The following is a 20,769-nucleotide window of genomic DNA, read 5'->3' on the forward strand; positions in this document are numbered from 1 at the left end:
GCTCGATTCCCGTACCCGGAAATGTCCAACGCTGACCAAAAACCGCGGAAAAAATTACTTCTCCGTCACCCTTGTCGCGGTGCCGTAGTGATTGCTCATGAAAATGAGCGTGTCCCGGTCACGCAGCGCATGGCGTTCGTAGACATTCGCCATTTTCGGCACCCCGATCTTTAGCACCCCGCCCTCGACCTCCCACCGAAACCCGGGAAACGCCTCGGGTTGTAGCTTGTCGTTCACAAACAATTCCAGCCGTCGATCCGCATGAAATTCGCGGACATAGTGGCTGCCGAGATGGTGGTAACTCCACTTTCCGATGAAGTCCTCCGCAGTCGCCTTGGAGACAAGGCCTTCCTCGAACTGAAGAAGACCGACGCTCGCCACTGGAGAGTTTTCCCCCGCCAATGCGCCTTCACGCGGATACGTGTCGATGGTCGCGTGCAAGGTCCAGCGCCCTCGTTTGAAATCGCCAGGCTTCACATCCAGGCTGAAGACATTGTCCCGCACCAGCCGCAGGTTCCCGGTGACGCCCTCGTGCAAATCGCTGGCGACCACTTTGCCGTCACGCCGCAGTTCCAGATTGCGGACCACGATCGCGTCGCGCCCTTCCATCCACTTGAAGATCGCCCGGTAATCCGACGGCTTCCAGATCAGGTGCGTCACGTCGAATTCCACCTCCCGCGAGCCGTGCGAGGTCACCTCCCAGCGAAAGTCCCGGGCCGGCATCCGGCGCACGAATTTCTCGCGGTCCAGCGGCACCGCCGTCAGCCCCATCTTCCCTACCCCGTGATGGACCACCGCTTGATCCTGGAACAAGGACCACGGCTCGTCGCCCGGCAGATGCAATTTGACCTCTCCGTCGAAGACCCCCACTTCCGCCCTCGCTCCCGCAACATCCATCGCGAACTCCGTGCCCAGATCGACGACTTTTCCCTGCGCATAGTCGACCGTGAATCCCTCCGCCCCGGGCGGGACGTAGGCCACCAGCTTGCCATTCGCCAGACTGCCCGAGGCGGGATTGATCACCGAGAAGTCCGCCGGGCCCTCCAAGGTCACCCGCACCCCGCTCGCATATGTCAGCTCCACCAGACCCGAGCGGAAGGCCACGCGCCCCGCCGCCGGGAAGTCCGGCGCGCCGCCTTCCTCCCACTCCACACCCATCAGGCCGGTCACTTGCACACCCAGGCTTTTCACCACCGCTGGCGGAGGCTCGCCATGTTCCCGGCCGCTGAAGAATCCCACTCCGAAAACCACACAAGCCGCCGCGGCCAGTGCCAGCGCCCGGACCGGAAAACGGACCGTTTTCTCCGCCCCTTCGATCCCTTCCAGCGCCTCGGCCATCATCGACTCCTGGGCCATCACCTCGGTGTAGTAGCGCAGCGCCTCGCGGTCCTTAAGCAGCTCTTCAAGCCGGCTCGTCTCGACCTTGCCCAGACCGCCGTCTGCCAGCATCTGATCGATCAATTTCCGCAATTCAGGGCTCGGTGTCATGCTCGGGAAAGTTTCGTTTCGATGCAGTGGCGCAGTGCCAGCCGCAGACGGGAAATGGTCTTCTGGACGCGGCTCGGCTTCATCCGCTGTTCGCGCGCGTGCCCGGCCAGCGAGCCGCTCTCGACGTAGCGGAGCTGTAGCAGCCGCACATCCTCCGGAGCCAGTCGCGACAAGCACGAGCGGAGCGCCTGCAAGCGCTCGGCCGCATCCTCCGCCACGCTTTCCGCCGCCGCGGCGATCTCGTGCAGCGTGTCTTCGGAGAAATTCACCGTCTTCTCCCGCTGCCGGTCGCGCCGCCATGCCATCGCCTTGAACCACGCCACCTTGAAAGCCCAGGCCTTGAGATTGGTCGTATCGTCGCGCTCGTGCCGGCGCTCCCACAGGAAGACGCTCGTTTCCTGCACCACATCATCGCAAGCCGAGTGGTGGGGCAGGATGCTCATGACGTAGCCGCGCAGGGCCGACCGCAGCGAATCGATCTCCGCTGCGAAAGCGGAGTCGTCCTGCGGGTCTTCCCAAGACTCGGAGCGCGACATCATCCCGCAGTATGTTCCGCGAGACGGACGATGCTGACGAAAAAATTTCAGCGCGTCACCTCGGTGCCGATGCCGCCGTGGGTAAAGATCTCCAGCAGGAGCGCGTGTGGCAGGCGTCCATCGATGAAGTGGACCTTGCGCACGCCGGCGTTCAGGGCATCGACCGCGCTCTTCACCTTCGGAATCATCCCGCCGGAGATGGTGCCGTCGGCCATCAGATCGTCGGCCTGCGCGCGGCTCACCGACTTGATCAGCGTCTCGGGCTTCGTCGGGTCCTGCATCAGCCCGGGGACATCGGAAAGGTAGACCAGCTTGGCAACGCGCAGCTCCTTCGCGAGCGCGGCGGCGGCAAGGTCGGCGTTGATATTGAGCGGACGGCCCGTGGCGAGTTCAGCGGCGAGCGGCGAAATGACCGGCACGATGCCCGCACGATGGGCGGCATCCATCTGGCCGAGCTGGCAGCCGACCACCTCCCCCACCCGACCAAGGTCGACGCGTTCGCCGTCCTTGCCGGTGGCATGCATCTTCTCGCCGAGGAAGACATCGGTGCCGGCGATGCCCACGGCCTTGCCGCCGAGGTCGCGGATCATGCGGACCAGGCCGGGATTGATCTCGTTCGAGAGCACCTTCTCCACGATGGAAATCGCCTGGTCCGAGGTCACGCGGAAGCCACCGACGAATTCGGCATCGAGTCCCGCCTCCTTCATCGCCGCCGAGATCGCCTTGCCGCCGCCGTGAACGACGATCGGGTTGATGCCCGCTACCTCGAGGAAGACGATGTCGCGCATGACCTTGGCGACGAGGTCCGGATCCTCCATCGCCGAGCCGCCCATCTTGATCAGGAAGGTCTTGCCGCGAAAGGCCTGCAGATACGGCAGCGCTTCGATCAACGACTCGGCTTTTTCAATGGGATGCTGGAGCGACATGGGAGCGGGAGCTTGGATTTGAAATCTGAAAATGGAGATCTGGAATTGTCAGGACGCCGTCTCGTCCGCAGACGGTCCGGATTCCTCGCTGTCGCTGGCTGCGGTCTTCTTGCGTGCCGCCTTCTTCGCAGCCTTTTTGGCCGGAGCTTTCTTGGCCTCTTTGACCGCTTCCTTCTTGGCAGCCTTCTTCGCCGGAGCCTTGGTGGCGGCTTTTTTCGCGGTGGCTTTCTTGGCCGCCTTGCGGGCGGGCTTCGCGGCCGGCTCGACCTCGGCGGGCGGAGCAACCGGCGCGGGCCACGCTTCTTCCTCCACGTATGCCGGAGCCGGCTCAGGCTCAGGCTCGTAGTAGGGTTCCGGCTCTGGCTCGGGCTCTGGAAGCAAGATGGGCTCCGGCGGAGGCATCACGATCTGGGAGGAAACATCGACGACAGACCCTCCGGTTGCCGGAGCCGCCACGGGAGCCTTTGCAACACTGGCCTTCCTCATGAAAGCCAGACCCACCGCAGTAATCCCCGGTGACAGGATCGCCAGCGGCGGCAACCACAGATTCTGGCGCGAGGCAAACAGGTAGAGCAACTGCGCCCCCAGCCCGGCCAGCATCAGCGCGGTGAAGATCCGCCAGGCGACGTGCTTCTGGCAGGTCGCCCAAGTGCCGAAGAACACCATCGCCACCATCAGCGCCAACTCCATCAGAGCATCGGGCCGAGGCAGCGTCACCGCCTGCTGGAATCGCTGCGCGGTGCGCATAGCCTGCACGCTCGCCGCCAGCCGATCCGACCAAGCTTTCTCCGCAGGCGGCAGCTCCGCCCGGACGTCGCGCGTGATCAGCGGGTGCTCGGTCGCAGGGAGCGAATTTTTCTCGTAAATCAGCCGCATCGCTGGTGCCTCGACCGTCTGCACGTTCGCCACCACCGGCCCGCGGCCGAAGCCATCGATCGGGATCACCGGGCCATCGCGGCCGAGGCGAACTTCCCGGCCAACGTGAACCAACACGTCCGCCGGAGTCAGCCCTTGCGCCGCGATTTCCACCGCCAGCGGGAAGGCAAAAATCACGCGATCCCCCCACTGCGCCAACAACGCCTGGGTGCCATCGCCGGGGTCCTTCTCATTCTCCAGCAGCGAAAAGCCGGCCAGCGTCTTCTGTCCGCCGAGTTCGGCATTCGGGATCGACACGCGGTTCACCTGCGGCAGCGCCGAGACTTTTCCTTTCGCATCCTTCGTCTCGATCGACCACCGCAAGAAGGGCGCGGCCACCGGCTCGGGCGCAGCGCCGCGGGCTAAGGGCAGCGCGAGCACGGCCGCATTGTAGCGATCGAGCTGCTTGCGTAGTGCCTCCATCGCCAGCGGCTCCGGCGTGTCCCACGCCATCAAGTGACCGATCCCAAGAGTCTTGTGACCCACATCGGCCAGCCGCGCGAAAATCAGCGCATGATCGACTGGCGCGAGCGGCGAGGTGCTGAACCAGTGCTCGGGATCTTCATCGATCGTCAGCAGCCGCGGCGGCGGCGGGACCACCGGCGGCACCGCCTTGCGGCCCGTCCACGGCTCGTCCTGACTACCCCGGCCATCCAGAATCGTGTCGACCGGGTCCATCGACACGGCGATCTTTTTGACGATCCACCGTTCGATTCCCCGCAGCGGCGGGATCAGCGAGGCCCCGCCGAGCGCGAACAACCCCACGCCGAGCAGGATCGCGGCGCTGGTGAATGTCCGGCGGGACGGGGTGTTCACGGCGCGAACTCTGTCGCCTTCGCCAGCACCGGCGCGAGGGGTTTTTCCAGCGGCGTCCCCGCGGTGACGTCCGCCAGCATCCGGGCGGCCGGCGCCACGAACTGGAGATACCATTCGTCACCGCGGTTCTTGGCGATGTTCCCGTAGGCACCCAGCGCCTGCATCAGCCGCTGCGCCGCGCACTGGTGGAAAATCGTCGGCTCCGGCCGGTCCTCGGAAATGTCCTCCCAGATGCCGAGGATCGCCTCCCGGTCCTCCGCCGGGTGGTCCATGTAGGGGTCGAAGATCAGCGAGGCGATGTCATACTCCTGGCGGCCGCGGCGCATCCCCTGGAAATCGATCCACCACGCCTTGCCATCTTTGAGGAGCAGGTTCTGCGACTGGAAATCGCGGTGCACCAGATGCTTCGCCGAGCTGCCGAGCCGCTTCGCCAGCTCCCGCAATGCCTCGTCCTCCCGCAGGTCCGAGGCATCCATGCCCAGCAGGTCCTCCACCAGATGGTCGAAGAAATACTCCTGCTCCCAGCGGTAGAGCGACTCATCGAAGGCCGGCATCAGCTCGAAATCCTTCGGCCCTTTTGAGTAGAAGAGCTTGTCGATCTGCTGGAGCGCCGAGCGATAGTAAGGCTCGCGCTCGGCGAAGGGCCGGCCCTTCAACGACAGCAGGTCGGTATCGCCGAGGTCCTCGACCAGCGCCACCCGGCGGTGCGCGATCTCGTAAAAGATCTCCGGCACGTTGATCTTGGTGGCCTTCAGAAACTTGCCGACCGGCAGGAAATTGTCGCTGTCGGGCCGCTCGTCGGTCCAATGGATGCCGATGAATGGGTCACGCCCCGGCGTTGCGACGCGCACGATGGTCCGCCCCGAAGCGCCTTTTTTGATCGGGGTCAGGGTCACGGACACAGTCGGGGCGATCCCGAGATATTGGCGGGTCGCGTAGAGGATCGAGTCAGTCGGCATCGCGGCGCGGAGTTTTCGGAAGAACTCCCGCGGGACAAGGGGGAAATGCAGAGTGGTCCGCACTCTCCGAGTGCGGTTCGCCAGTCCGGGGAAGCCAAGTGAAACTCGCCGCCTCCCGCCAAGCTACAAGGCGGGAATGACAAAAGCCCCCGGAATCCCAAGATCCAACGTCGCCAATTCGGCACCATGACGCGCCCCCAATGCCAACAAATGCGCGTCTGTCGTTCGCGAGGGGCCCGCGCACCAAGTCGAAAATCCCATGACCGACGATTGATCATCCGGCAGGAACTCATGGCATGCACCGAGCGAGCCCGTCATCGAGCGCAGCGTCGCCACCGCATCCTCCACCGTCAAACGGCCGGCGGCCCGCTGGAGCGAGACCCGAATGAATCCCAATTCAGGAATGGATGATGTGAGGATCCGGGTGCCGGTCATGACTTTCATCGCGGCCATCCACGAGGCGACCCGCCCGTGATCGGAGTGATCTGCCCAGCCCCACGCGACCAGCACGTTGACATCGAGCAGATAGTTCACGGGAAGTCAGCGAGCATTTCGCGAACGGACTCCGTGGTGAGTGGCTCCGCCCCGGTCACCGGGGCGAAGATCTCCGCACCGGTGAATTCGCAGCGGACTTTCCCGACCGCCTGTCCCGGCTCATTTCCCATCGCCCGGCGGCGGAGAAATTCGGAGACGGTGATCCCTGCGGCTTTTGCCTGCCGCCGGATCTCACGGGCCTCGTCCTCACTGACTTTGAAACTGAGGGTCGTCACGGGTATTACCGTAAGTCCCATTCGCTTTTCTTTCAAGTTCCGAACCATGGGCCGGGAAATCCGCCAAGCGGGCCATTTTCCTGTAAGACCCGCGGCCGCGCCGACATTTTCTCCTCCCACTCCGACCCATGAAGCTGCTCCTCATCCTGCTTTCGATCTTCGCTCTCCCCGCCCAAGCGCTGCCGGAAAAACCGAACATCGTGCTCATCCTGGCAGACGATCTGGGCTGAAAGGACGTGGGCTTCAACGGCGCGGAATTCCACGAGACGCCGAATCTCGACCGTTTGGCCGCGGCGGGGATGACCTTCCCCAACGGCTACGCCGGCGCCGGAAACTGCGCGCCGAGCCGGGCCTGCCTGCTTTCCGGGAACTACACCCCGCGCCACGGCGTCTATGCGGTCGGGAGCACGGACCGCGGGCCGAAGAAGCTCCAGCGGCTGGTGCGGGTCCCCAACAAGAGCGGCTTGGCGAAAGAAAACGTGATCCTCGCGGAGGCGCTGAAGTCAGCGGGCTACACGACCGGGATCTTCGGGAAATGGCACCTCGATGGCAAAGACGGCGCCGAGCCGGCCGAGCAGGGATTCGACATCGTCTTCGACCTGCGCGCGGGAAATCCGAACGCGCGCCGCGACGAGCCGCAGGACCCGAAGGGCGTCTTTTCCATCACCCGCGCCGCCTGCGATTTCATCGAGAAGACCAGCGCGACCGGAAAACCCTTCTTCGCCTACGTGTCGCACCACGCGATTCACGGCGCGCTGGAGGCCCGGCCGGAATCATTGGCGAAGTTCAAGGAGAAGGCGAAGAGCAGCAAGGACGGCAACCCGCTCTACGCCGCCTGCACTTATGATCTCGATGCCGGCGTCGGCGAGCTGATGGAAAAGATCCGCGCCCTCGGCATCGCCGAAAAGACCCTCGTGATTTTCACCAGCGACAATGGCGGCACCCAGCAGTCCTCCCAGGAACCGCTGCGCGGCAGCAAGGGCGGATACTATGAGGGCGGCATCCGCGAGCCCTTCCTCGCCGTCTGGCCGGGAGTGATCGAGCCGGACCTCAAGTCGGACGCCCCCGTCATCAATGTGGACCTCTACCCCACCTTCCTCGCATTGGCCGGCGGGAAGATCGCCGAGGGCAAGCAACTCGATGGCACCGACCTCACCCCGCTTCTAACAGGCACGGCCGTCGCTCCCGACCGCAATGCGATCTTCTGGCACTTCCCGGGATACCTCGATCAGCCGGTCATCCGCGGCCGCAAAAGCGATGTCGCCCTCGGCTTCCGCAGCCGCCCCGTCTCCGTGATCCGCAAGGGCAACTGGAAGCTCCATCTCTTCCACGAGGAGTGGATGCTTGAGGGCGGCAAGGACAAGCTCGCAACCAACGGTGCAGTGGAACTCTACGACCTCTCCACCGACCCCGGCGAACGCCATGATCTCGCACTAAAGGAAACCGCCCGCCGCGACGAACTCCTCGGAGACCTGCTCACCTGGATCGCCAGCACGAAGGCCACGATCCCGGCGGAAAAGAATCCGGACTACGACACCTCGGCCGCCGCCCGGAAGCTGGCGAAAAAGACCAAGACGGTGCCCGATCCGGAATAATCGCCTCGCGGGAAACCGCGATGCTTCTCACTGATGCAAGGCGACCCGTCGCTTGGAAACTCAGACTTTGTCCTGATCCTTGAGCGAGTGGCGCGGCGAATCGGCCGCCGCGTGTCAAAGATCCCCAATGCAAAGTTTGGCGATGACGTTTTCACCGCGCCCACCTAACTTGGTCGTGATGCGTCTGTCTTTGTATCCGGCTTGGTGGTCTTTTCACGCGCCTTGGCTGGCGGGAGTGGCCGTCGTCGCCATGTCCTGCGTCTTTGCCGCCGAGATTCCACCGGGCGATGCGCCAGCTCTCGGGGAGGAACAGATCGAGGCACTTCGGACGCGGAAAACGGTAGCCGCCACAATGCTTGGCTATGGCATCCCGCCGATCCCTCTCCGTTTGATGCCCGACGGATTGGAATTTGTGGACGGCAAGGTTTCGTTAGTCCCGGACCAGTCGGATTCGATAGACGGCCGGATCGCCGTCTATCTGATCAATGCCTCCGACCAAGCGGTGTTTGGCGCGGATTCGAACTATGCTTACTGCTTTCTGGAAGTGAAGGACGGCAATCGGTGGCGGGCCTGCCAGAGATTCATCCCGGGCTGCGGGACGGGCATCCCTGAGCCGGAGCATCTGCGAGGAATGCACGCGACGATCTTCCTCGGCAACGACCCGAACCATGGGGACATGACCGGCGAACTGAGATTCTGCATCACTATCCAACACACCCGGCCCATTGTTTCAGCGTCCTTCCAAGGTCGCTTCAGCTCGAAACAATTTGAAGAAGCTGCTCCAATTCCGACTCCGGCGAGCAGGGAGATTGCGACATGGATTGCCGACATGACCGAGGGAAAGCCCACCGCTGGATCTCTGCAAACGATCGCACGCTCGCCAGAGGAATACATTGCAGCGGCAGAACTCGAGCGCAGCTACGATGAATCCAGCGCCACGAAAACCGCGCTCATCCGCTGGCAGGCAAGTGTCCCGTCCGGCGAGGAAATGGCTCCCTGTCGCACGGCATTGGCGGCGCTCCTGAAGCGGCCATGGGATCACCACCGCGACGCACCCGCGCTATTCGAGCGCTGCTTCAGCGCGCTCACCCTCCGTGGCGGAGGGGATAGGGATTTCGGTTCGCCCGAGCGCTGTCGCGCGATGGTTTGGCGCTACCTCAGCGAGTTTCGAAGTGAGTGGCTCGAAGTCTTCATCAATCCCGAGCGGTGGGATCAATTGGAAGCAATCCGGCAATCGGGAAATCCGTGGGGAGTTGATCAGAAGCTCGTCGCTGCCCTCGTCGAGGAAGCGATCGCAAGCCTTCGCGCTCCAGATTCCAGCGAACGCGAGGCTGCTGGCACCTTCCTCGGTGGCTATTGGATCACACAGAGCCATCTGCCAGACGAGCGAGTGTGGTTCGTGCTCGACCATGATGTCGCCAGTGCTCGCAAAGCAGCAATCGCCGCCTTGGCCCGCCGGGGAAAGGGGCAGCAAGCTGGCAGTTGGCTGGTTGATCACCGGGATTTGCCGGAGCAGGAACTCGCGACATTATGGGAAGCGGGGGGTGGAAGACAGAAAGACTTTCTCGGACTGGGAATTACTAATAGCTTCGCGACTGTTAGAGACCTCGCCACTCCAGACCGTGAGCACCTTGGCACGGAGAAACGCCATGAATGGGGATTCGGGAGGAAAGCCGCTGCCAGCCGAACTCCGGGACCCATTTCGGAGGATCCTTGCAAAAGAGGCCGAAGCAAAGCGTTGGATCGGCCTGCCTCCGCCCAACCCCGGTGAAGCCAAACAATCGGAACCGCGAGTTTACGATTCCCGTGGCCACGAACCGGAACGTCTCCGCGGAGCGCTCTATGCGTTGGCGAGTTGGGGAGATCCCGCCGACACTCCTTTGCTCAGAAGCTATCTCGATCATCCCGCGGTGAGTTATTCGACGTCGCACCAACGGGTCACCCGGCAATACGAGGTCAGGTCTGCTGCGGCAGAACTACTCAAGAAACGAAACGAGAAGATTCCGGATGGAATCGTCTTTGAAGAGCCGGTGAACTGAACTCACGAAGTCGGGTCTAACCGCACCGCCATCGAAGTCGCATAGCGCTGGAAGCCGAGCGACTCCGCGATGCGGATTGACGGCGTGTTCGCATCAAGTGTCCGGTATTGTGCAAGCAGTCCGGCAGCAAGGGCGCGTTTGGCGAGATGGGCGACGGCAATGCGGCCGAAGCCACGGCTGCGGAAACCGGGGTGCGTGACGATGTAGATATGCGCGATGGTGCCGCTCCAGATTTCGTAACCGGCGAGGGCAGCGAGTTGTCCGTCGCAAAAGACGCCCGAACAGGGAACTTCGAGCGAGGGACCGCCGTGGTCCCATTCCTCCTCGCTACATGCCTGGCGGAGACTTTCCACCGCGGCTGCGTCCTGATCATTCAGGGCACGGGCGGCTGACGCGTCGGCACCGCCGATGTCCGTCGTGTAGCCGAGGTAAGCGGGGCCGAGCACCAGTGCAGCCACCGGCGAAAGCGCCTCGGCGAATTTTGCCGGTGTGATGCCGTTATCAAGGCCGTCTAACAATCCACGAAGTTCCGTCGCGCGGTCCGGCGGAATCGAGACTGTGGCAGCCCCGTCGCGGAACAACGCCAGTGCCCCGCGGTAACCCTGCAACTCCTCGCCATGGATCACGATCTGGAGCGGCTTGGAGAAGAGTTCGCCGGCCGGGCAGTTGAGGTGGCCCTCCCAGTAGCGATCCGCGATGGGGAACATCCACCTCTCCTAACAGCCGAGCGGCCGGCCCGCGAGGAGCAATGCCCATGGTGGTCCGCACGCTCCGCGTGCGGCGGAAGCAAGGATGCGGCAGACTTCACCCGCAGCTTCGCCGCCAGTGAACCGCACGCGGAGCGTGCGGACCACTATCCAGTCACGATCCGCGACTCGACCTGCTCCCCCACCCCAACCTTCGCGCCCGGCCAGACGACGGAATCCCTCACCACCGCGCCTGCAGCAATTTCCGCACGCGGCCCGATCACGCTCCGCTCGATGACCGCCGTCGGATCAATGCGGGCCTCAGCATGAATCGCCGGCGCCAGCGCCAGCTCACGATGGGCAGCGAGGTAAGCCGCCGGATCACCAAGGTCGCGCCAGTCGCCATCGTCGAGCACGATCGCCCCAAGCCGCCCTTGCTTCGCCAGCTCAAGGAAAGCGGGGATGACCGAAATCTTCTCGCGCGGCGGGATCAGACCCAGCAGCTCCGGCGTGAAACAATAGATGCCCGAGAAAACATGGGTGCCCTCGGCACGGCCGAGCATTGCCCGGATGTCGATGGCCAGGTCGCCATCGATGGCGATGTGCTTGGCCTTGCCCTGAGAGCGCAGCGCCAGCGTGACCGGATTCCCCGAGGCCTCGTGGGCAGCGATCAGCCGGCAGAGCGGCAGCGAGGAAAAGATGTCGCCATTGTGAATCAGCACGCTCTCCCCGCCGGCCCACGCTTCGATGTTCTTCACGCCGCCACCCGTTTCAAGCAGATCCGGCTCGTGGAAGAGATGCAGCGGCAGCCCCCGCCAGGTCCCCATTTTCGAGGACAAGCCGTTGCCACCCACAAGGCCTTCGCCATCCATCTCCCATCTCCCATCCACCATCTCCCATTTCTCCGCCAGGTGATGCGTATTGATCGCGAAATCCGTGATCCCGGCCGCTCGGCACGATTCCATGGCCCACTCGATCAGCGGGCGATGAAAAAGCGGGACCAGCGGCTTGGGCAGCAGGTCGGTCAGCGGTCGCAGCCGCGTGCCGAGCCCGGCACCGGGAAGGAATGCCTTGCGAATCACGCGGCGGATTTGCGGGGCCAGCCCCCGGCCGGCAAGGGATTTCGCGGTCTCCGGAATCCAATTCCCGAAAAAATGTCAGACTTTCGCCCGCTGGCGACATTAGCGCTGCGGCCTCCGGCTGTGTTACCAAGGAACGCAACCTTCCCTCCCCATCCGGGGGGTAACACATACGAGGGCTTGAGAAATTCCCGGATTCAGTCCGTATTGCCCCTGCCCGATGCACCAATCCAGTCCATTTTTCGCATTTTCGTTGGTCGTAAGTAGCGTTTCAGCGCTCCCGGAGGGATTCGTGATGCGCGAATTCGCCGGGCCGCCGGACGCCGACTACCCGGCCGCCATCACCGCCGCCGCAAATGGCGACGTCTACGTCTCCTCCGACCAGAACGGCTCGCTGGGTCACAAGAAGAACATGGGGCGGATCATCCGCTGCCGTGACAAGGACGGCGACGGCAAGGCGGACGACTTCATCAAGTTCGTGCCGGACGTGGACAGCCCGCGCGGCGGCCACTTCGTCGGGGACACGCTTTATCTGATCCACCCGCCCTTCCTGAGCAGCTTCCGCGATACGAATGGCGATGGCGTGGCGGACGAGAAAAAGGTCCTCGTCACCGGTCTCGGCGGCGGCATCGAGCACCCGCGCGGCGCCGACCACACCACCAATGGTGTCCGCATGGGCATCGATGGCTGGCTCTACATCTCGGTCGGTGACTTCGGCACCTTCCCGGCGAAAGGCACCGATGGATCCTCCTTCACCCTCTACGGCGGCGGCGTGATCCGGGTCCGGCCGGATGGCACCCAGGTGGAACCCTACGCGCTGATGGTCCGCAATATCTGCGACACCGCGATCTCCCCAGAGCTGGACCTTTTCAGCCGCGACAATACCAACGACGGCAAGGGCTGGAACACCCGCTTCCACCACTACACGCAGCTCGGCGACCACGGTTACCCGCGGCTCTATCAGAACTTCGCCGATGAGGCGATCAAGCCGCTGGCCGACTACGGCGGTGGCTCCGGCACCGGTGCCCTGTGGTTGAGCGAGCCGGGTTTCCCCGCAGAGTTCACCGATGCGCTGTTCTCCACCGACTGGACCACCGGCACCGTCCACTACCACCCGTGGAAAAAAGCCGGCGCGAGCTTCACCGTGGAGCAAAAGACCTTCGAGAAACTGCCCCACGCGACCGACGTGGATGTCGATGGCAACTCGCACCTCTACCTCGCCGACTGGCGCAATGGTGGCTTCGACTTCTCCGGCCCGGGCAAGCCGGTCGGCATGGTCTTCCAGGTCACCTTCCCCGGTCAGACGCCGGCGAAGTACCAGGACGTGACCAAGGCCGGCGACGCGGATCTGCTGAAGCTCCTCGGCTCGGCAAGTGCAGTGCAGCGTCTGGAAGCGCAGCGCGAAATCCTCAAGCGCGGCAAGAAGCCGGAATTCGCGGAAGGCGTCTTCGCCGTGGCGAAGGACACCAAGCTCTCGGTCAGTGCCCGCACCGCAGCCGTGTGGACCTTCAAGCAGCTCTACGGCAAAGATAGTACCAAGTATCTCGCCGAGCTCGTTTCCGACGAGACGATGCGCGAACAGGCACTGCGCGCATTGGCCGACCGCAGTAGCGAACTGGCAGGCGTGCCGGTGAAGGCATTTGTCGATTCCCTGAAGGACAAGAACCCGCGCGTGGTGCTCCAGGCCTTGATCGGTCTCCAACGCCTCAAGGCAAAGGATGCTGCACCCGCGATCTTCGCCGCCTCGGGCGACTGGCGCGAGGAAGGCATCTCGCCCCGCCTCCAGCACACCGCCGTGCAAGTGCTCGCCTCGCTTGGCAACACTCCGGCCGGCCTCAAGGCCGTGGAAGACACCGCCACCCGCAAGCTGGCGCTGCAATCCCTCCAGAAGGTCCACTCTATGGATGTGGTCAATGGCCTGCTGGCACTCTTCGGCAAATCCGCCGATCTGGAACTCCGCTACGATGTCCTGTCGTCGCTCTCCCGCCTCTACTTCAAGGAGAAGGAATGGGATCTCAAGAGCTGGTGGAACACCCGCCCCGACGACCGCGGTCCCTATTACGAGACCGCGGAATGGGAAGGCACCGCCAAGATCAAGCCGGCCATCGAAAAGGGCTTCGGCATGGTCGCACCCGATCGCCAGAACGCCCTGCTCGACGTGCTCGGCAAGAACCGCCTGCCGGTCGCCGAGCTGAAGCTCGCCGGTGTCGATCCGGTGCTCGCAGCGCTCGGCGCGAAGGAACTCAATCCGACCCAGCTCATGCTGCTGGTCGCCGCCGCCAAGGAACCGAAGCGTCCCTTCCCCCAGCGCGTGGAGGCCTACAAGTCGCTCGCCAAGGGCGGGGAGGATTCCTCGATGCCGCATCGCCTCGCGGTGCTGGCCACGTGGAGCCAGGAAAAGAATTTGCCCGCCGAAGCAGCCCAGCACATCAGCGACTTCGTCAATGCACCCGACCGCGGCAAACAGATCCCGTCCTTACGCGAGATCGCCGCGAAGCAGGGCAATGCCGCCAGCCGCATCGCGTGGAAGGCCATGCTCACCGTGCTCAACAGCCCGCTCGCCAAGGACGACGCAAAGAAGAAGATCCAAGGTGAGGTGGACAAGACCCCGCGTGAAGTGGGCTTCTTCCAAGCCATCGCCGACCTCAAGCTGGCCGGCTTCGACAAGCAGATCGAGCAGGGCATGAAGTGGGATAACTCCGAGCTGATCAACGCCGCGAAAGCCGCGAAGGATGCTGTCGCCGCCGCGGGCTCCGGCGGCAAGAAGGTCGCCGAACTACCCGTCGCCGACGTGGCCAAGGCCGCCATGACCGGCAAGGGTGACATCGCCAACGGTGGCCGGCTCTTCACTTCCCAGGGCTGCATCGCCTGCCATGCCATCGACCCGAAGGCCGAGCAGAAGGGCCCCTACCTCGGTGCCTCCGGTGCCAAGTTCACCCGCGACTACCTGATCGACTCGATCCTCGAACCGAACAAGGTGGTGGCACAGGGCTTCCAGACCTCGATGATCAAGCTCAAGAACGGCACCGCCCACATGGGCTTCGTCACCGCCGAAGCCGACGGCATCGTAGAAGTCCGCGACATCGCCGGCCAGGTCAGCAAGATCAAGCGCGCCGACATCGCCGAGGAAACGCACATGCCCACCTCGATGATGCCGCCCGGCCTCGCCGGGACCCTCACCGTGGAAGACTTCACCTCACTGATCGAATACCTCGTCTCGCTCAAGGCGACCGGGGGCTGAGATCCTCTTCCAGATTCAATAGCGAGGCCGCCTGGAAACAGGCGACCTTCTTTTTGGATTCAGCCGCCTATCCTCCGCTTCCAACATCTTCCGCCACCGCCCAACCGATCGCCGGCCGCAATGCCAAAGTCTCCGGGTCTTGCGAGACTCCCGCAAAGCCTCCGAAGAGCTTCATCGGAATCTTGATTCCGAAATAATCCCAAATGAATGGCGCTACCGACATTCCCGACGGGAACCTGTCAGCATTGATTCCCTCGTGCATCAGGCCCACCACCCCATCGTTGCGAACGAGCAGCGGCGAGCCGACCCGAGCCCGACCCTCGAGATAAGGAAAGAGGGCGTTGATCCATCCGCTCACGAAAGGGCCACCTGAGAAACCATTCCACTTGTAGAATGAGCGCCAGAACTCCCGGTCGGCACGCCCCTCGGCGGCAGCGACAAACTGATCCAGCACGGGAAGCAGCGCGCGCATCCACCACCCCAGATCGAAGTCGGTGAGAGCCTCGGCTCTCCGCCGGATCGATCTCCAATCCTCCTCCGTTCCGAGAAGCGTGACGTTCGGAATCCCGCATCGGGTGACCAATTCGTAGTCGAAGTAATGGCGCATCGCCGCCATCAGAACGATCTCGGAGGCAGCCTTCTCGATGGCTCCGGTCGTGGAAAAACCGGCAGTAATGAGATCGCGCGTGCTTCCAAGATAGGATCCAATCTCGTCCGAGAATTCGCGAAAGCAGCCCTGCCAGTCATTGTCGGGAGAGCCCCGGCGGAACTCATTCCGGATCACGATGATCTTGGCTTGTCCCTCATGTGGCACCAACCGCCTCCGCAGGGTCTCTGCGATCTGGTCCACGTGAATGGCAAAGCCCTGGGCAATGCATACCCACACGTCATCCGGCGAAAGAACCAGCGGACGGTGATCCATGAACGCACGATGAGCCGCGAGCAAAAAGCCATGGAAACCCTCGCTTTCCACGAGGAGCGGTAGATTTGCAGCAGAAGCTTCGAATGGAAGCCTCAACCGGCCAGCCAAGGATTCCTGGACAGTCGTCGTCTGCAAGGGCGCCTCCGCCCGCTCCACTTCGCTGACTTGGAAGGTGATCACCGGGCGGGAGATAGATCAGTTGGGATCCGAAATCAAAGACATAGGCTTACAGGACAGCCAGCGCCAACTTTCGATCCCCAGCCTCACAACGCCTTCTCCCGATAAACCGCCTTCTCGCGGCCGAAGTCTTCGCGATCCATGCGGATGCTTTCAAAGAACCCTTCGGGCCAAGCATCCGAGGTCAGCACTTCGATGACCACACGACGCCCCTCGCGGCGGATTGTTACTTCGCCGCAGGGCATCTCAAAGCCACTGGGCAAGCGCACCGCCAACGAGTTCCCGGACCGAAACACCTCCGTTTTCACGGGGACATATCTATCCCAAACTCACGCAGTCTGCGAGCCATCAGTTGCTCTCTGGCTGCAAGACATCAATCCATCCACCGCCCGAGCGCGCGATCCAGCGTGTCGGTGCGCTTCACATGGTAGCCTTCCCCGAGCTCCACCGTCGCACGACGGCCGGCGCTGTTCTGGAAGTGAAGGAACACGGGCACCTTCCCGGGACTGGTGGAAAGAGCCGTGCGGATCTCTTGCAAATCGCGCTCCGAGTGGCGTGCCGTCCATAGCGTGAGTTCCACCGCGCCCTTCGTCGCCGAGCTGCCGCGCGGCTTGAGCTCGTTGATCTCGGAGCCGGTCAGGCGGCGCGAGTCGGTGCGGTCATCCACTTGGATCTGCGCCTTGAAGCGGATCACCTTGCCGGCCGCCAGCACCCCGGCATCGCGAGCCGGGACGAAGGACTCGCCCCACATCACGACTTCGGCGGAGCCGGTGAAATCCTCGACGACCATCACGCCGAAGGGCTTGCCGCTCTTGGTGACCTTGCTTTCCAAGGTGCGGATCATCCCCGCGAAGGGGAAGCGGTCGCGTGGATTGCTGACCTCGATCTCATCCAGTAGGCCCAGCTTCATGAACTTGTCCGAGTCGAGCACCCCGCGGAACTTATCGAGCGGATGGCCGGTGACGTAGAAGCCGAGCAGCTCCTTCTCGTGGGCAAGGCGGTCGTCCTTGCTCCACTCCTCCACAGCTACGGCAGTCATCGTACTTGCCGCGGGCGCGGTGCCGAAGTCCATCGCATCGAACATTGACACCTGTCCCGAGGCCCGGTCTTTCTGCGCTGAAGAAGCGCTGGCCACGATCTGCTCGAGCCGTGACGTCATCCCGGATCGGGTCTCCCCGGTCCAATCAAAGGCTCCCGCCTTGATCAGGTTCTCTAGGATGCGCTTGTTCACCGACTTCGAGTCGAGGCGGTTGGAAAAGTCCTCGATGGTCGTGAAGAGTCCGTTCTTCTCACGGTCCGCAATCGCAAACGCCATCGCGCCTTCACCCACGTTCTTGATCGCGGCGAGGCCATAGCGGATCGCAAACGCACCGGACGCGAGCTGCTCCGGCGCGAACCGCAGCTTCGACTTGTTCAGGTCCGGCGGCAGGATCTCGATGCCCATGCGGTGGCACTCCGCGACGAACACGCCGATCTTGTCGGTGTTGTTGATTTCGTTCGAGAGCAAGCCCGACATGAACTCCACCGGGAAATTCGCCTTCAGGTAGGCGGTCCAATACGAAATGTGGCCGTAGCAGGCGGAGTGGGACTTGTTGAAGCCGTAGCCGGCGAACATTTCGATCTTCTCGAAGATCGCGTTGGCCAGCTTCTCATTAATGTTGTTCACCCGCGCCGCGCCCTCGACGAATTTCGAGCGCTCCTCGGCCATCTTCTTCGGGTCCTTCTTACCCATCGCGCGGCGCAGCAAGTCGGCGCCGCCGAGCGTGTAGCCGGCGAGCACCTTGGCAGCGTTCTGCACCTGCTCCTGATAGATCATCACCCCGTAGGTGTTGCCGCAGACCTGCTCCAGCAGCGGGTGCTCGTAGAAGGGCTTCTTGCGCCCCTTCTTTACCTCGATCATCTGGTCGATGAACTGCATGGCGCCCGGTCGATAGAGTGCGAGAAGGTCGATGATGTCGTCGATCTTCTCGATCTGGTACTTCCGGCAGGTCTCGACCATCCCGCCGGATTCCAGCTGGAACACACCCATCGTCTCCCCTCGGTTCAGGATGTCGAAGGTGGGCTTGTTATCCAGCGGCACCTTCTCAATCTCGAAGTCAGGGATATGGCGGCGGATGTGCTCCACGGCATCCTGGATCACGGTGAGGTTCTTCAGGCCGAGGAAGTCCATCTTCAGCAGGCCGACCTCGGTGATCGCGCCCATGTCATACTGGGTCACGACTTCGCCTTCATTGCCGCGGGTCAGCGGGACGTGCTCGTCCAGCGAGCGGTCGCCGATCACCACACCGGCCGCGTGGATGCCGACGTTGCGGGTCAGTCCTTCGAGCTTGAGCGCGTATTGCCACAGCTCCTGATAGGTCGAGGAGGCCTCGATCATTTCCTTCAGCTCCGGCTTCGCCTCGAATTCGCCTTTCAGCGTCACCCCGGGCTTGGCCTCGATCATCTTGGCCAGCCGGTCGGCATCGCCGTAGCTGACGCCCATCACGCGGGCGACGTCCCGCAGCACGCTCTTCGCACCGAGGGTGCCGTAGGTGATGATGTGGGAAACACTACGTTCGCCGTACTTCTGCCGGACATAGTCGATGACCTCCGGCCGGCGGCTCTGGCAGAAGTCGATGTCGACGTCGGGAGGGCTGACGCGCTCGGGATTGAGGAAGCGCTCGAACAGCAGGCCGAACTGAAGCGGACAGATGTTCGTGATCCCCATCGCGTAGGCGACCAGCGAACCGGCCGCCGAACCACGACCCGGCCCGACGGGAATGTCCTGATCGCGAGCCCACTGGATGAAGTCGGCAGTGATCAAGAAGTACGACGCGAAGCCGAGCTGGTTGATGATGTTCACCTCGTACTTGAGGCGCTCCTGCACCTCGGCACTCGCCGCCCGTTCCGGCGTGTAGCGCTTCAGCAAGCCCTCCTGACACCAGCGCATCAGGTATTCCTCACGCGGCGAACCATCGGGCGAATCGAACTGCGGATACTTCTCCGAACTCGTCGAATCCAACTTGATCTCCACATTGCAGCGCTCGGCGATCTCCAGCGTCGCATCGCACGCACCGGGGATCTCCGCGAACAACGTCCGCATTTCCTCCGCCGACTTGAAATACACCTCCGGGGTGTAGCGCATCCGGTTCTCGTCGATGATCAGGCGGCCGGTGCCGATGCAGATCATCACGTCGTGCGCTTCGTGGTCGCTGCGGTTCACGAAGTGGACGTCATTCGCCGCCACCGGCTTGAGCCCGAATTCCGCGGCGAGCTTCAGCAGCCCCGGCGTGATCTTCCGCTGCGGCTCCAGACCGTGGTCGTGGATCTCCACGTAAACGTTCTCCTTGCCGTAAATGTCCACCAGCTCCCCCATCGTCTCGCGGGCCTTCGCCTCGTCGCCGAGCAGCAGCCACTCATTGACCGGGCCGGAAATGCAGCCGGTGAGGCAGATCACCCCCTTCGCGAACTTGCGGAGCGCCGTGCGGTCCACCCGCGGCTTGCCATGGTAGAGACCCTCGAGGTGGCCGAGGGAAACGAGCTTCTGCAAATTCGTCCACCCCTCGTCGGTCTCCGCCAACAGCGTCATGTGGCAGGCCCGCTTGCGGCCGGGGATGTCCTTCTTGTCCTCCAGATTCTGCGGCGCCAGATAGATCTCGCAGCCAAAGATCGGCTTCACCCCGGCCTTCTTGCAGGATTGGAAGAACTCGATGGCCCCGAAGAGGTTGCCGTGGTCCGTCATCGCCACCGCCGGCATCCCGTATTCCTTCGCCTTCGCGGCGATCTCCTTGGTCCGGGCGAGACCGTCGAGGAGCGAGTATTCAGTGTGCAGGTGAAGGTGGACGAAGGAGTCGGACATCGGGCGCGGGAGACTTTGGACAGGCCAGCGCGGAAGGGCAAGAGAGCCGGCTAACAGAACTCAGCCCGCACTTTGACATAAGTATGCGTCGATAGTATGCTCACCCACATGAAGCGCACCACCTTGATCCTCGACGAGGCCTGCATGGATGGCGTGAGGCAACTCGCACATCAGCAAGGCCGCCCCATGTCCCAGGTGGTCAATGAGTTGCTTGCCGATGGCCTGCTCCGCCAGCGGGACCGCCCGAGCCGGACCTTTGAGCTACCCCGCTTCGACATGGGGCGACCGGGCGTCAACCTGGCCGACCGCGACGCCTTGGAATCCGTGATGGAATCGTGATGCCCGGCCTGATCGACACGAACGTCCTGCTCTACGCCGCGAACTCCTCGTGCGGCGAACACCCGGCCGCCCGCGACTTCCTCACCGCCGCCGCCACCTCGGCGGACAGGTGGTATCTCACGGATGCGATCCTCTACGAATTCCTCCGGGTCGCGACTCATCCCAAGGTCTTCCCCCGCCCGCTTACCTGGCGGGAGGCCTTCGACTTCCTGCGCCCGCTTATTGCCTGCGAGGCATTCACGATCCTGGAGTCCGGGCCGCGCCACTGGGAACTGCTGGAAAAGGAGTTGCCCGCGCTGGCCCATCCTTCCGGGAACTTGTTCTTCGACATCCGCACCACCGTCATGATGCGGGAGCGCGGCATCCGGACGATTTACACCCGGGACAAGGACTTCCTGCAGTTCCGCGGCATCGAGGTGGTCGATCCCTTTTCCCCGCCGTGA

Annotated in this window: 17 protein-coding genes; 5 read left to right on the forward strand and 12 right to left on the reverse strand. The window is 63.2% G+C overall.

Translation table 11 applies throughout. The features are described from left to right. Positions 1 to 54 precede the first annotated feature (54 nt). The 7 genes from OKA05_RS09815 to OKA05_RS09845 form a co-directional block, all read right to left on the reverse strand. A complete protein-coding gene (locus OKA05_RS09815) occupies positions 55 to 1,488 on the reverse strand; it encodes a FecR domain-containing protein (RefSeq protein ID WP_264486954.1) in 1,434 nt (477 codons plus the stop codon). Then, a complete protein-coding gene (locus OKA05_RS09820) occupies positions 1,485 to 2,027 on the reverse strand; it encodes a sigma-70 family RNA polymerase sigma factor (RefSeq protein WP_264486955.1) in 543 nt (180 codons plus the stop codon). Before OKA05_RS09820 ends, OKA05_RS09815 begins: the two co-directional genes overlap by 4 nt. A gap of 44 nt (positions 2,028 to 2,071) precedes the next feature. After that, positions 2,072 to 2,950, reverse strand: coding sequence for an acetylglutamate kinase (gene argB / locus OKA05_RS09825; protein WP_264486956.1), 879 nt, complete (start codon positions 2,948 to 2,950; stop codon positions 2,072 to 2,074). Between the two features lie 48 nt (positions 2,951 to 2,998). After that, positions 2,999 to 4,681: a hypothetical protein gene (locus tag OKA05_RS09830; RefSeq protein WP_264486957.1), complete on the reverse strand. Its 1,683-nt coding sequence runs from the start codon at positions 4,679 to 4,681 to the stop codon at positions 2,999 to 3,001. Then, a complete protein-coding gene (locus OKA05_RS09835; protein ID WP_264486958.1) occupies positions 4,678 to 5,640 on the reverse strand; it encodes an aminoglycoside phosphotransferase family protein in 963 nt (320 codons plus the stop codon). Before OKA05_RS09835 ends, OKA05_RS09830 begins: the two co-directional genes overlap by 4 nt. Positions 5,641 to 5,763: 123 nt before the next feature. Beyond that, positions 5,764 to 6,174 (reverse strand): PIN domain-containing protein, encoded by a 411-nt coding sequence (locus OKA05_RS09840; protein WP_264486959.1) that lies wholly within the window; start codon positions 6,172 to 6,174, stop codon positions 5,764 to 5,766. Continuing rightward, entirely contained in the window at positions 6,171 to 6,410 is a 240-nt protein-coding gene (locus tag OKA05_RS09845) for a plasmid mobilization protein (protein ID WP_264486960.1), read from the reverse strand. Before OKA05_RS09845 ends, OKA05_RS09840 begins: the two co-directional genes overlap by 4 nt. Positions 6,411 to 6,646: 236 nt before the next feature. On the opposite strand from OKA05_RS09845, the gene OKA05_RS09850 reads away from it, so the two are divergent. Continuing rightward, a complete protein-coding gene (locus tag OKA05_RS09850) occupies positions 6,647 to 8,005 on the forward strand; it encodes a sulfatase (RefSeq protein WP_264486961.1) in 1,359 nt (452 codons plus the stop codon). A 178-nt stretch (positions 8,006 to 8,183) separates the two neighbouring features. Then, positions 8,184 to 9,776, forward strand: a complete 1,593-nt coding sequence (locus OKA05_RS09855; protein WP_264486962.1) for a hypothetical protein — start codon at positions 8,184 to 8,186, stop codon at positions 9,774 to 9,776. Between the two features lie 270 nt (positions 9,777 to 10,046). Here the strand turns inward: OKA05_RS09855 and OKA05_RS09860 are convergent, their stop codons facing one another. Both OKA05_RS09860 and OKA05_RS09865 read right to left on the reverse strand, forming a co-directional pair. Beyond that, positions 10,047 to 10,751 (reverse strand): GNAT family N-acetyltransferase, encoded by a 705-nt coding sequence (locus tag OKA05_RS09860; protein WP_264486963.1) that lies wholly within the window; start codon positions 10,749 to 10,751, stop codon positions 10,047 to 10,049. Between the two features lie 146 nt (positions 10,752 to 10,897). After that, entirely contained in the window at positions 10,898 to 11,812 is a 915-nt protein-coding gene (locus tag OKA05_RS09865; RefSeq protein WP_264486964.1) for a sugar phosphate nucleotidyltransferase, read from the reverse strand. A 217-nt stretch (positions 11,813 to 12,029) separates the two neighbouring features. Between OKA05_RS09865 and OKA05_RS09870 the strand changes: the two genes are divergently transcribed. Beyond that, positions 12,030 to 15,050 carry a DUF7133 domain-containing protein gene (locus tag OKA05_RS09870; RefSeq protein ID WP_439331377.1) on the forward strand — a complete coding sequence of 1,007 codons (3,021 nt, stop codon included), beginning with the start codon at positions 12,030 to 12,032 and terminating at the stop codon, positions 15,048 to 15,050. Between the two features lie 67 nt (positions 15,051 to 15,117). Here the strand turns inward: OKA05_RS09870 and OKA05_RS09875 are convergent, their stop codons facing one another. The 3 genes from OKA05_RS09875 to dnaE form a co-directional block, all read right to left on the reverse strand. Next, positions 15,118 to 16,152, reverse strand: coding sequence for a DUF4419 domain-containing protein (locus tag OKA05_RS09875; RefSeq protein ID WP_319800648.1), 1,035 nt, complete (start codon positions 16,150 to 16,152; stop codon positions 15,118 to 15,120). Between the two features lie 83 nt (positions 16,153 to 16,235). Next, the gene (locus OKA05_RS09880; protein WP_264486966.1) at positions 16,236 to 16,457 is read right to left on the reverse strand and encodes an antitoxin; all 222 of its coding nucleotides are present in this window, start codon (positions 16,455 to 16,457) and stop codon (positions 16,236 to 16,238) included. A 65-nt stretch (positions 16,458 to 16,522) separates the two neighbouring features. After that, complete coding sequence (gene dnaE / locus OKA05_RS09885; protein ID WP_264486967.1) at positions 16,523 to 19,987, reverse strand: DNA polymerase III subunit alpha; 3,465 nt, start codon at positions 19,985 to 19,987, stop codon at positions 16,523 to 16,525. 108 nt (positions 19,988 to 20,095) lie between these two features. Here dnaE and OKA05_RS09890 point away from each other — a divergent pair, with 108 nt between their 5' ends. Both OKA05_RS09890 and OKA05_RS09895 read left to right on the forward strand, forming a co-directional pair. Continuing rightward, positions 20,096 to 20,326, forward strand: coding sequence for a hypothetical protein (locus OKA05_RS09890; RefSeq protein ID WP_264486968.1), 231 nt, complete (start codon positions 20,096 to 20,098; stop codon positions 20,324 to 20,326). After that, positions 20,326 to 20,769, forward strand: coding sequence for a TA system VapC family ribonuclease toxin (locus OKA05_RS09895; RefSeq protein WP_264486969.1), 444 nt, complete (start codon positions 20,326 to 20,328; stop codon positions 20,767 to 20,769). Before OKA05_RS09890 ends, OKA05_RS09895 begins: the two co-directional genes overlap by 1 nt.

Origin of the sequence: Luteolibacter arcticus (assembly GCF_025950235.1) — a bacterium.
Classification (GTDB): domain Bacteria; phylum Verrucomicrobiota; class Verrucomicrobiia; order Verrucomicrobiales; family Akkermansiaceae; genus Haloferula; species Haloferula arctica.

Bases quoted from the DNA above. Each gene is read 5' to 3' on its own strand.
- OKA05_RS09815 (WP_264486954.1), bottom strand. From the start codon at position 1,488: ATGACACCGAGCCCTGAATTGCGGAAATTGATCGATCAGATGCTGGCA.
- OKA05_RS09820 (WP_264486955.1), bottom strand. From the start codon at position 2,027: ATGATGTCGCGCTCCGAGTCTTGGGAAGACCCGCAGGACGACTCCGCT.
- argB (WP_264486956.1), bottom strand. From the start codon at position 2,950: ATGTCGCTCCAGCATCCCATTGAAAAAGCCGAGTCGTTGATCGAAGCG.
- OKA05_RS09835 (WP_264486958.1), bottom strand. From the start codon at position 5,640: ATGCCGACTGACTCGATCCTCTACGCGACCCGCCAATATCTCGGGATC.
- OKA05_RS09855 (WP_264486962.1), top strand. From the start codon at position 8,184: ATGCGTCTGTCTTTGTATCCGGCTTGGTGGTCTTTTCACGCGCCTTGG.
- OKA05_RS09860 (WP_264486963.1), bottom strand. From the start codon at position 10,751: ATGTTCCCCATCGCGGATCGCTACTGGGAGGGCCACCTCAACTGCCCG.
- OKA05_RS09870 (WP_439331377.1), top strand. From the start codon at position 12,030: ATGCACCAATCCAGTCCATTTTTCGCATTTTCGTTGGTCGTAAGTAGC.
- dnaE (WP_264486967.1), bottom strand. From the start codon at position 19,987: ATGTCCGACTCCTTCGTCCACCTTCACCTGCACACTGAATACTCGCTC.
- OKA05_RS09890 (WP_264486968.1), top strand. From the start codon at position 20,096: ATGAAGCGCACCACCTTGATCCTCGACGAGGCCTGCATGGATGGCGTG.
- OKA05_RS09895 (WP_264486969.1), top strand. From the start codon at position 20,326: ATGCCCGGCCTGATCGACACGAACGTCCTGCTCTACGCCGCGAACTCC.